The 9,535-nt window shown below is 72.6% G+C and carries 8 protein-coding genes; 4 read left to right on the top strand and 4 right to left on the bottom strand.

Features of this window, described 5'->3' with window-relative positions; translation table 11 throughout:
- Nucleotides 1-8 precede the first annotated feature (8 nt).
- From pucD to ACFXA3_RS16765, 3 genes are read right to left on the bottom strand one after another with little or no spacing between them, the layout of a single operon-like run.
- Nucleotides 9-2,408, bottom strand: a complete 2,400-nt coding sequence (gene pucD / locus ACFXA3_RS16755) for a xanthine dehydrogenase subunit D (protein ID WP_385187416.1) — start codon at nt 2,406-2,408, stop codon at nt 9-11.
- A 2-nt stretch (nt 2,409-2,410) separates the two neighbouring features.
- Entirely contained in the window at nt 2,411-3,016 is a 606-nt protein-coding gene (locus tag ACFXA3_RS16760; RefSeq protein WP_385187418.1) for a (2Fe-2S)-binding protein, read from the bottom strand.
- A gap of 2 nt (nt 3,017-3,018) precedes the next feature.
- Entirely contained in the window at nt 3,019-3,912 is an 894-nt protein-coding gene (locus ACFXA3_RS16765) for an FAD binding domain-containing protein (protein ID WP_376202640.1), read from the bottom strand.
- Nucleotides 3,913-4,167: 255 nt separating this feature from the next.
- Here ACFXA3_RS16765 and ACFXA3_RS16770 point away from each other — a divergent pair, with 255 nt between their 5' ends.
- Nucleotides 4,168-5,850, top strand: coding sequence for a PucR family transcriptional regulator (locus tag ACFXA3_RS16770; protein WP_385187420.1), 1,683 nt, complete (start codon nt 4,168-4,170; stop codon nt 5,848-5,850).
- A gap of 170 nt (nt 5,851-6,020) precedes the next feature.
- Nucleotides 6,021-6,782, top strand: a complete 762-nt coding sequence (locus ACFXA3_RS16775) for a hypothetical protein (protein WP_385187422.1) — start codon at nt 6,021-6,023, stop codon at nt 6,780-6,782.
- 48 nt (nt 6,783-6,830) lie between these two features.
- On the opposite strand, the gene ACFXA3_RS16780 is transcribed toward ACFXA3_RS16775, so the two are convergent.
- The gene (locus ACFXA3_RS16780) at nt 6,831-7,568 is read right to left on the bottom strand and encodes a GntR family transcriptional regulator (RefSeq protein ID WP_385187428.1); all 738 of its coding nucleotides are present in this window, start codon (nt 7,566-7,568) and stop codon (nt 6,831-6,833) included.
- Nucleotides 7,569-7,637: 69 nt separating this feature from the next.
- Between ACFXA3_RS16780 and ACFXA3_RS16785 the strand changes: the two genes are divergently transcribed.
- Both ACFXA3_RS16785 and ACFXA3_RS16790 read left to right on the top strand, forming a co-directional pair.
- Nucleotides 7,638-8,489, top strand: coding sequence for a (2Fe-2S)-binding protein (locus ACFXA3_RS16785; protein ID WP_385187424.1), 852 nt, complete (start codon nt 7,638-7,640; stop codon nt 8,487-8,489).
- A gap of 204 nt (nt 8,490-8,693) precedes the next feature.
- Nucleotides 8,694-9,535 (top strand): DUF2637 domain-containing protein (locus ACFXA3_RS16790; protein ID WP_385187426.1); only part of this gene is annotated, 842 nt, incomplete at its 3' end.

Here is a 9,535-nt window from a genome sequence, read left to right on the forward strand (position 1 = left end):
ACGCCGTCCTAGAGGGTGCCGGTGAGGGCTTCCGGACGGATCGGCGTCTTGTTGAGCTCCAGACCGGTCGCCGCCCGGATCGCCGCGAGGACGGCCGGGGTGGACGAGAGGGTCGGGGCCTCGCCCAGACCGCGCAGGCCGTACGGCGCGTTCGGGTCGGCGAGCTCCAGGACGTCGACCGGGATGGTCGGGGTGTCCAGGATGGTCGGGATCAGGTAGTCCGTGAAGGAGGGGTTGCGCACCTTCGCGGTCTTCGGGTCCACGATGATCTCCTCCATGACCGCCACGCCGAGACCCTGGGTGGTACCACCCTGGATCTGGCCGACCACGGAGAGCATGTTCAGGGCCTTGCCGACGTCCTGGGCGGTCGCCAGCTCGACGACCTTGACCAGGCCGAGCTCGGTGTCCACCTCGACGACCGCACGGTGCGCGGCGAAGGTGTACTGGACGTGGCCGTCGCCCTGGCCGGTCTTCAGGTCGAAGGCGACGGTCGGCCGGTGCCGGAACTCGAGCTCGAGGTCGATGGCCTCGTCCTCCAGGATGTCGGCGATGTCCGCGAGGACCTCGCCGGCGTCGGTGACGACCTTGCCGCCCTCCAGGAGCAGCTCGGCGTGCGCCCACGCCGGGTGGTAGGAGCCGTTCTTGCGGCGGCCCATCTCCAGCAGCGCCTCACGGACGTGCTCACAGGTGTTCTTCACCGCGCCACCGGTCATGTACGTCTGCCGCGAGGCGGACGTGGAACCGGCGGAGCCGACCTGCGTGTCGGCCGGGTGGATGGTCACCTGCGTGACGCCCAGCTCGGTGCGGGCGATCTGCGCGTGGACGGTGACGCCGCCCTGGCCGACCTCCGCCATGGCCGTGTGGACCATCGCGACGGGCTCGCCGCCGATGACCTCCAGGCGCACGCGGGCGGTCGAGTAGTCGTCGAAGCCCTCGGAGAAGCCGACGTTCTTGATGCCGACCGCGTAGCCGACGCCGCGGACGACGCCCTCGCCGTGGGTGGTGTTCGAGAGGCCGCCCGGCAGTGCGCGGACGTCCGCGCCCTCGCCGGCGGTCTCCCACTGGCGCTCCGGCGGCAGCGGACGGGCCTTGACCCGGCGCAGCAGCTCGGCGACCGGCGCCGGGGAGTCCACGACCTGGCCGGTGGGCATGATCGTGCCCATCTCCATGGCGTTCAGCTGGCGGAACTCGACCGGGTCCATGCCCAGCTTCGCCGCGAGCTTGTCCATCTGGGCCTCGTACGCGAAGCAGGCCTGGACGGCGCCGAAGCCGCGCATCGCGCCACAGGGCGGGTTGTTCGTGTAGAGCGCGATCGCCTCGATGTCGACGTCGTCGATGACGTACGGGCCGACGGAGAGGGAGGAGGCGTTGCCCACGACCGCCGGGGAGGCCGACGCGTACGCGCCGCCATCCAGGACGATCTTGCACTTCATGTGCGTGAGCTTGCCGTCCTTGGTGGCGCCGTGCTCGTAGTACAGCTTCGCCGGGTGACGGTGCACGTGGCCGAAGAAGGACTCGAACCGGTTGTAGACGATCTTGACCGGCTTGTTCGTGGCCAGCGCCAGCAGGCAGGCGTGGATCTGCATCGAGATGTCCTCGCGGCCGCCGAAGGCACCGCCGACGCCCGAGAGCGTCATGCGGACCTTCTCCGGCGGCAGGCCCAGGACCGGGGCGATCTGCTGGAGGTCCGAGTGCAGCCACTGGGTGGCGACGTAGAGGTCGACGCCGCCGTCCTCGGAGGGCACGGCGAGACCGGACTCCGGGCCGAGGAAGGCCTGGTCCTGCATGCCGAAGGTGTACTCGCCCTCGACGATGACGTCGGCGCGCTTGCGGGCCTCCTCCACGTTGCCGCGGATGATCGGCTGGCGGTGCACGATGTTCGGGTGCGGGACGTGACCGGAGTGGTGGTCGTCGCGGCCCTCGTGGATCAGCGGCGCGTCCGCGGCCAGGGCCGAGGCCTCGTCCGTGACGAGCGGCAGCTCACGGTAGTCGATCTTGATTTTGGCGGCCGCGCGGCGGGCGGTCTCCGGGTGGTCGGCGGCCACGAGGGCGACCGGCTCACCGTGGTGGCGCACCCGGCCGTTGGCGAGGACCGGGGTGTCCTGGATCTCCAGGCCGTAGTTCTTCATCGCGGCCGGCAGGTCGTCGTACGTCAGGACCGAGTAGACGCCCGGCATGGCCAGGGCCTCGGAGATGTCGATGGACGCGATCTCGGCGTGGGCGACGGTGCTGCGCAGGGTCTGGCCCCACAGCATGTCCTCGTGCCACATGTCCGAGGAGTACGCGAACTCACCGGTGACCTTGAGAGTGCCGTCCGGGCGGAGCGTGGACTCGCCGATGCCACCCTTGTTGTGCTTCTGGGTGACGTTCGTCGGCGTACCGGAAGGCGCGGTGCGAGTGTTGGCCATGATCAGAGCGCCTCTCCCTGACGGGCGGCCGCGAGGCGGACCGCGTCGAGGATCTTCTCGTAGCCCGTGCAGCGGCAGAGGTTGCCGGACAGGGCCTCACGGATGTCCTGGTCGGACGGGTCGGCAGTGCGCTCCAGGAGGGCGTCCGCCTGGACCAGCAGGCCCGGGGTGCAGAAGCCGCACTGGACGGCGCCGGCGTCGATGAACGCCTGCTGGATGGTGGAGAGCTGGACGCCCTCGCCGGTCTGGGAGTCGGTGCCCTTGGCGGACCACTGCTTGGCCTCGTCGGTGGACACGCCCGTGCTGCCGCAGCCGCCGCCGGTGCCGCAGGCACCGCCGTGGCCGTGCGCCTCGCGCTGCTTGGCGAAGTCGGCGAGGCCCTCGACGGTCACGACGTCGCGGCCCTCGACCTGGCCGGCCGCGACCAGGCAGGAACAGACCGGCACGCCGTCGAGGCGGACGGTGCAGGAACCGCACTCGCCCTGCTCGCAGGCGTTCTTGGAGCCGGGCAGGCCCAGTCGCTCGCGCAGCACGTACAGGAGGGACTCGCCCTCCCACACGTCGTCGGCTTCCTGCTGACGACCGTTGACGGTGAAATTGACGCGCATGGTTACGCAGCCCCTTCAAGCGAGCGGCCGTTGGTGCCGCGGTACTGCTCCCACGTCCAGACGAGCTGGCGGCGAGCCATGATGCCGACCGCGTGACGGCGGTACTTCGCCGTGCCGCGAACGTCGTCGATCGGGTTGGCCGCGCCCGTGGCGAGCTCACCGAACTGCTTGGCGATCGACGGGGTGATGACCTTGCGGGACTCCCAGAAGCCACCCTCTTCGAGCGCGGCGTTCAGGAACTCCTCGGCGGCCTTCGCCCGGATCGGGGTGGGGGCGGCCGAACCGATGCCCGTACGGACGGTGCGGGTCTCGGGGTGCAGCGCGAGGCCGAAGGCGCAGACGGCGATGACCATCGCGTTGCGCGTTCCGACCTTGGAGTACTGCTGCGGGCCCGTGGCGTTCTTGATGTGGACCGTCTTGATGAGCTCGTCGGCGGCGAGCGCGTTGCGCTTGACGCCGGTGTAGAACTCGTCGATCGGGATCAGGCGCGAGCCGCGTACGGACTCGACCTCGACCTCGGCGCCGGCGGCGAGGAGGGCGGGGTGGGAGTCACCGGCGGGCGAGGCGCAACCGAGGTTGCCGCCGACACCGCCGCGGTTGCGGATCTGCGGGGACGCGACCGTGTGCGAGGCGAGCGCGAGACCCGGCAGCGTGCCGCGCAGGTTCTCCATGATCTGGGTGTACGGGACGGAGGCGCCGAGCTTGGTGACCTCCTCGCCTACCTCCCACTCCCGCAGCAGACCGATGCGGTTGAGGTCGAGGAGGTACTCCGGACGGCGGTGGTCGAAGTTGATCTCGACCATGATGTCGGTGCCACCCGCAATCGGCACAGCTGTGGGGTACTCGGCCTTAGCGGCGAGTGCCTCCTCCCAGCTGGCGGGGCGAAGGAAGTCCATGTGCGGCTCTCTTCTTCTTCATCGTGTCGTTCACTTCAAGCCAGGAGGCCCTGGGGGCCCTCGACTGGTCGTTCACGTGCTGTTAACGCGGTGTGGAGTCAGTACACAAGCCGTGCGTCCTCCGGGTGCAGTCACCGAAACCATGAAGGAGTTGGCTGGCTGCCTCCCTCGTCTTGTAGATTCGTATGAAAGGCAGGATGCAACGACCTGCCCGATTTCCAACGGCAACATTCGAGACAGATCGGCGGCGACACCATGCGGCTGCGCGCACTGCTGGAAACCGAGGCGCTGGGGCTGCGGCTGCTGGGCGGCGAGGACGAACTCGACCGGACGGTCCGCGGCGTCATGACGACCGACCTGAGGGATCCAAGCCGATACCTCACCGGGGGCGAACTCGTCCTCACTGGCCTGGCGTGGCGAAGAAATTCGGCCGACTCCGAGCCGTTCGTACGAATCCTCGCGAGCGCGGGCGTCGCCGGCCTCGCGGCCGGCGAGGCGGAGCTGGGGGACGTCCCCGACGATCTCGTTTCAGCCTGTCGGCGCAACCGGCTGCCGCTGTTCGCCGTGAACGAGGACGTTGCATTCGCCACGATCACCGAGTACGTCGTGCGGCAGGTCTCGGGCGAGCGTGCGGGGGACCTGGCGGCCGTCGTGGACCGCCACCGCCGTCTGATGACCTCGGGCCCCGCGGGCGGTGGACCCGATGTGGTGCTGGATCTGCTCACCACGGACCTCGATCTGCGCGCCTGGGTGCTGTCCCCCACGGGCCGGCAGATCGCCGGCGCGGGAGAACCCCTGGCACCAGGCGTCTGCGCGGTGCTGGCCGGAGAGCACCTGGCGGCGGTCCGCACCGGGCGCAGGGGCCCGCACCGGATCTCCCTCCAGGGTATTACGTACTCCCTGTTCCCGATCAGGGGAGCGGGCCGCGGGCCGGGCGGTCCCGGGGCCCGTGACGTGCGGGAAACCGTGCTCTCGGACTGGCTGCTGGCCGTCGAGGCGGACGCCGGCGACTGGCCCGCCGAGCGGCTCGACCTGCTCCAGGGCGTGACCCAGCTGATCGCCGTCGAGCGGGACCGGCGCGACGCGGCCCGCACGGTGCGCCGCCGGCTGGCCCAGGAGGTGCTGGAGCTGGTCCAGACGGGTGCCCCGCCGGCCGAGATCGCCGCCCGCCTGCGGGTCGCGGCCCCGGTGCTGCTGCCCGGGCTGGGCACCGCCCCGCACTGGCAGGTCGTCGTGGCGCGGGTCGACTGGGACGGCGGGGACGTCCCCGGCGGCCCGGTGGCCCAGTCCCTGCTGGAGGAGATCCTGGTCGACCCGTCCGTCTCGGGGCCCGAGCCCTCGGACCGGATCGCGGTGGCCCATGCGGGTGACGAGGCCATCGCGCTCGTACCGCTGCCCGCGCTGCCCGGGGAGCCCGGCGAGGAGAAGGGCGGCCCGGACAGCGCCCTGCACGCCGACGAGCTGCTCTCCGTCGTACGGGAGCCCCTGCAGGCCGGGCTCGACGGCGACGGCCGGCTCACGCTGGGCGTCAGCGCGGCCGTGCACTCCGCGGAGGGGCTGCGCGGGGCGCTGGAGGAGGCCCGGCACGCCCGCCGGGTCGCCGCGGCCCGCCCGGGCCGGGTCTGCGCGGCCGGCCACCACGAGCTGGCCTCGCACGTCCTGCTGCTGCCGTTCGTCCCGGACGACGTGCGCCGCGCCTTCACGGCGCGCCTGCTGGACCCGCTGCGGGACTACGACCGCCGCCACCGCGCCGAGCTGATCCCGACGCTGGAGGCGTTCCTCGACTGCGACGGCTCGTGGACGCGCTGCGCGACGCGGCTGCACCTGCACGTCAACACGCTGCGGTACCGGGTCGGGCGAATCGAGCAGTTGACGGGACGTGACCTCTCGCGGCTGGAGGACAAGCTCGACTTCTTCCTGGCACTGCGGATGAGCTGAGCAGATCCGGCCAGGGGCGGCGGCGGAGGCCTGACACGGCGTCCGGACTTTGTGAAAGAGTTCACCCGACCCCTTGGCCGCGGCCGTCGATCCGTGCTCTCATTTCGGCCCAAGGGCTCGACGACGTGCTGCTTGGTTGCTTTGGGGAGGGCAATGTGGCGGATACCGCCATGTCCGGTGCCGGAACCGCCGGGGGAGACGACCCCCTCCAGCGGGCGATATGGCGGCTGCGCTCGCGCGGCTGTTGGACCGACGCGGCGGCCCTGCTGACGCCCCACCTGCCCGACCCCGGCGCGGCCGTGCAGCGGACCGCGCTGCTGGTCGAGCGGTGCCTGTTCACCGGGCAGGGCTGGGCCGAGGCGGAGGACGCGCTGCGGGTCGCGGAGGCGGCCGCCCAGGACGACGACGCGCGGGGCGCGGCGGCCTGCGAGCGCGGGCAGCTGGCGTACGCGGCGACCGTGCTCGGGGTCCGCGACCGCTCGGACGAGGCCCGCTCCGCCCTGGGCCGGGCGGCGGCGCTGCTGTCCCCCGGGTCCCGGACGCGGCCGCTGCTGGACTTCCGCCGGGGCCTGGTCGCCGAACACCTGGCGGACGCGCCCCAGTCGGCGCGGCCCGCGTACCACCGGGCCCACGCGGGCGCGCTGGCGCACGGGGACACGCTGCTGCTGTCGTTCACCTGGCGGCACCTGGCGGCGCTGGCACTGCGGGACGGGGAGGTGGCGGAGGCCCGCAAGGGCTTCACGGAGTCCCTGCGCATCCGGGAGGACCTGGGCTTCCTGATCGGCACGGCCCCGGCGCTGGCCGCGCTGGCCGAGGCCGAGCCGGAACCGGAGGCGGCCCGGCTGCGCGCGGAGGCCCGCCGCCTGTTCCACCTGCTGGGAGGCATCCCCACCTGGCTGGCGGACCAGCTCCACCCGGCCCCGACCGCCTGACACACCCCACCGGCCCCCGGAAGTCCGGCGGGGTCCGGTCAGGGGGCGTCAGGGCGTGGTGAAGTGGCCGCGGATCAGGGGTTCCAGGGCCGGGAGGTCGCCCGCGATCAGGGCCTCCAGCAGGGCCGAGTGCTCCGCCGCGTCCGCGACGAGGTCCTCCCGGCGGGTCCGCGGGGCCCCCGGCAGCGGCCACTGCGACCGGCGGTGCAGGTCCTCGGCCACGGAGACCAGCTGCTCGTTCCCGCCGAGGGAGAGCACCTCCCGGTGGAACGCCCGGTCCGCGTCCGCGTAGGCCGGCAGGTCGCCGGCCGCGGCGGCCTCGGCCGTGGCGGCCGCCGCCGGGCGCAGCTCCGCCCAGGCCTCCGCCGGGACCGTACGGGCCAGCCGCAGCATCACCGGGACCTCCAGCAGCGCCCGTACTTCCGCGAGCTCGGCCAGCGCCCGCGGCGTACGGGACAGCACCCGGAAGCCGCGGTTCGGCAGGCACTCCACCGCCCCTTCCAGCGCCAGCTGCTGCATCGCCTCGCGCACGGGCGTCGCGGAGACCCCGAAGCGCTCCCCCAGGGCGGGCCCGGAGTAGATCTCCCCCGGCACCAGCTCCCCGTCGACGAGCGCGGCGCGCAGCGCGTGGAGCACCTGGCCGCGCACCGAATGGCGCAGCACCTTCTGCGTGGGGATCAGCGCCGTCACCCTGACGTGGGCCGCTTCGTGCACTCGGTCCTCCTCGGGGTCTCGACCTGGGCTCTCCCGAGAATAGGTGACGGGGTCCGGAGGGTGCTGGTACAGGCCACGGGAGATCAGTTAAGGTAAGGCTTACCTTCTCTTCTTCCGACCGTGTGGATCGGTGGTCCCGCCATGCCCGACAGCCCTGCCCACGCCCTGCTCCCGGCCGGCTCCCCGGTGGCGGACGCGTACGCACGGCTGACCGAGATGTACGGCAGTCTCCAGGTCGTCGAGCGCGCCGCGCACGAGACCGCCCCTCGCGGTGTGGGGTGGATCGGCGCGGACGAGCTCGCGGCCGGCGGAGCCGAACTCGACGGCTACCTCGCCTGGGACGAGGCCCAGGTCCTGCGGGACCACGGCCGCCAGGCCCGCCCCGACGTCGTGGCCACCTTCGGGCTGCACCGGTACGCCTGGCCCGCCTGTCTGCTGGTCACGGCCCCCTGGTTCCTCGCCCGGCGGGTGCCCGACCTGCCCACGGGGGAGGTGGCCTTCCACCGGACCGGGGGCCGCATGAGCGTGCGCATCGAGTCCTTCGCCTGCCTGCCGGACGATCCGGCGGCCACCCTCCCCGGGGCCCGTGTCGTGCCCGACGAGGAGGCGCTGCGCGCCGAGGTACGGGCTGCGGTGGCCCGGCACCTCGAACCGCTGCTGGAGGGCTTCGGCCCGCGCATGCGGCGGGGGCGCCGCGCCCTGTGGGGCATGGTGACCGACGAGATCGTCTCGGGCGTCTGGCACCTCGGCAAGCTCGTGGGCGAGGAGGAGCGGGCCATGGCCGAGCTGGGCGCGCTGCTGCCCGGCAGGACGGCCCCGTACACCGGGGGTGCGGCGTTCCGCACCCTCTCCGGTCCGGGCGGTGAGCGGCTGCCCACCCGGGACCGGGCGAGCTGCTGCCTCTTCTACACGATCCGGCCGGAGGACACCTGCACCACGTGCCCCCGCACCTGCGACGCGGACCGCATCGTCCGCCTCACGGCTGCCGCCTGACATCTGAACCCACTCGTACGACTGACCGTAATCGAACGCAACTCCGGTCGCACGAGCGGCAGTTCGAACCACAACACCCTATCCGGCGCGCGCCACCCCCCGATGGCGTCCACTTGCCCCGAAAGCCGCGTGCCGAGCCGATCTCCTGCGCCACCATGGCTCCCGGAAGGCCGCACACGCGAGGCAGAGGCAAGGGACATCCGCATGAGACTGACCGACATATCGCTGGACTGGCTGCTGCCCGGCAGCCTGCTGATCCTGGGCGTGCTTGCGGCGGTCGCGGTGCTGGCGCGGGGCAAGCGGGAGGGCGAGAAGGCAGCGGCCGAGGACACCTGGGAGCGCAGCGAAGAGCGTCGGCGGCGCAAGGAAGCCGTCTACGGAACCGCCTCCTACGTCCTGCTGTTCTGCTGCGCGGCGGTGGCCGCCGCGCTCTCCTTCCACGGACTGGTCGGCTTCGGCCGGCAGAACCTCAACCTCTCCGGGGGCTGGGAGTACCTGGTCCCGTTCGGCCTCGACGGCGCCGCCATGTTCTGCTCGGTGCTGGCCGTCCGCGAGGCGAGCCACGGTGACGCCGCCCTCGGCTCCCGCATGCTGGTCTGGCTGTTCGCGGGCGCGGCCGCCTGGTTCAACTGGGTGCACGCGCCGCGCGGCGCCGGACACGACGGGGCCCCGCAGTTCTTCTCCGGGATGTCGCTCTCGGCGGCCGTCCTCTTCGACCGCGCCCTGAAGCAGACCCGCCGGGCGGCGCTGCGCGAACAGGGCCTGATCCCGCGGCCGTTGCCGCAGATCCGGATGGTCCGCTGGCTGCGGGCCCCCCGCGAGACCTTCGGCGCCTGGTCGCTCATGCTGCTGGAGGGGGTCCGCACCCTCGACGAGGCGGTCGACGAGGTGCGCGAGGACAAGCGCGAGCGGGAGCAGGACCGCCACCGCCGGCGCGACCAGAACCGGCTCGACCGGGCCCGGATCAAGGCCCTGGGCCGGCAGAACCGGGCGTTCGGACGGTCCCGCGCCCGCCAGGTCGACGTACCGGGGCTGGCCCCCGGCTC

This window comes from Streptomyces sp. NPDC059456 (assembly GCF_042750055.1).
Lineage (GTDB): Bacteria > Actinomycetota > Actinomycetes > Streptomycetales > Streptomycetaceae > Streptomyces.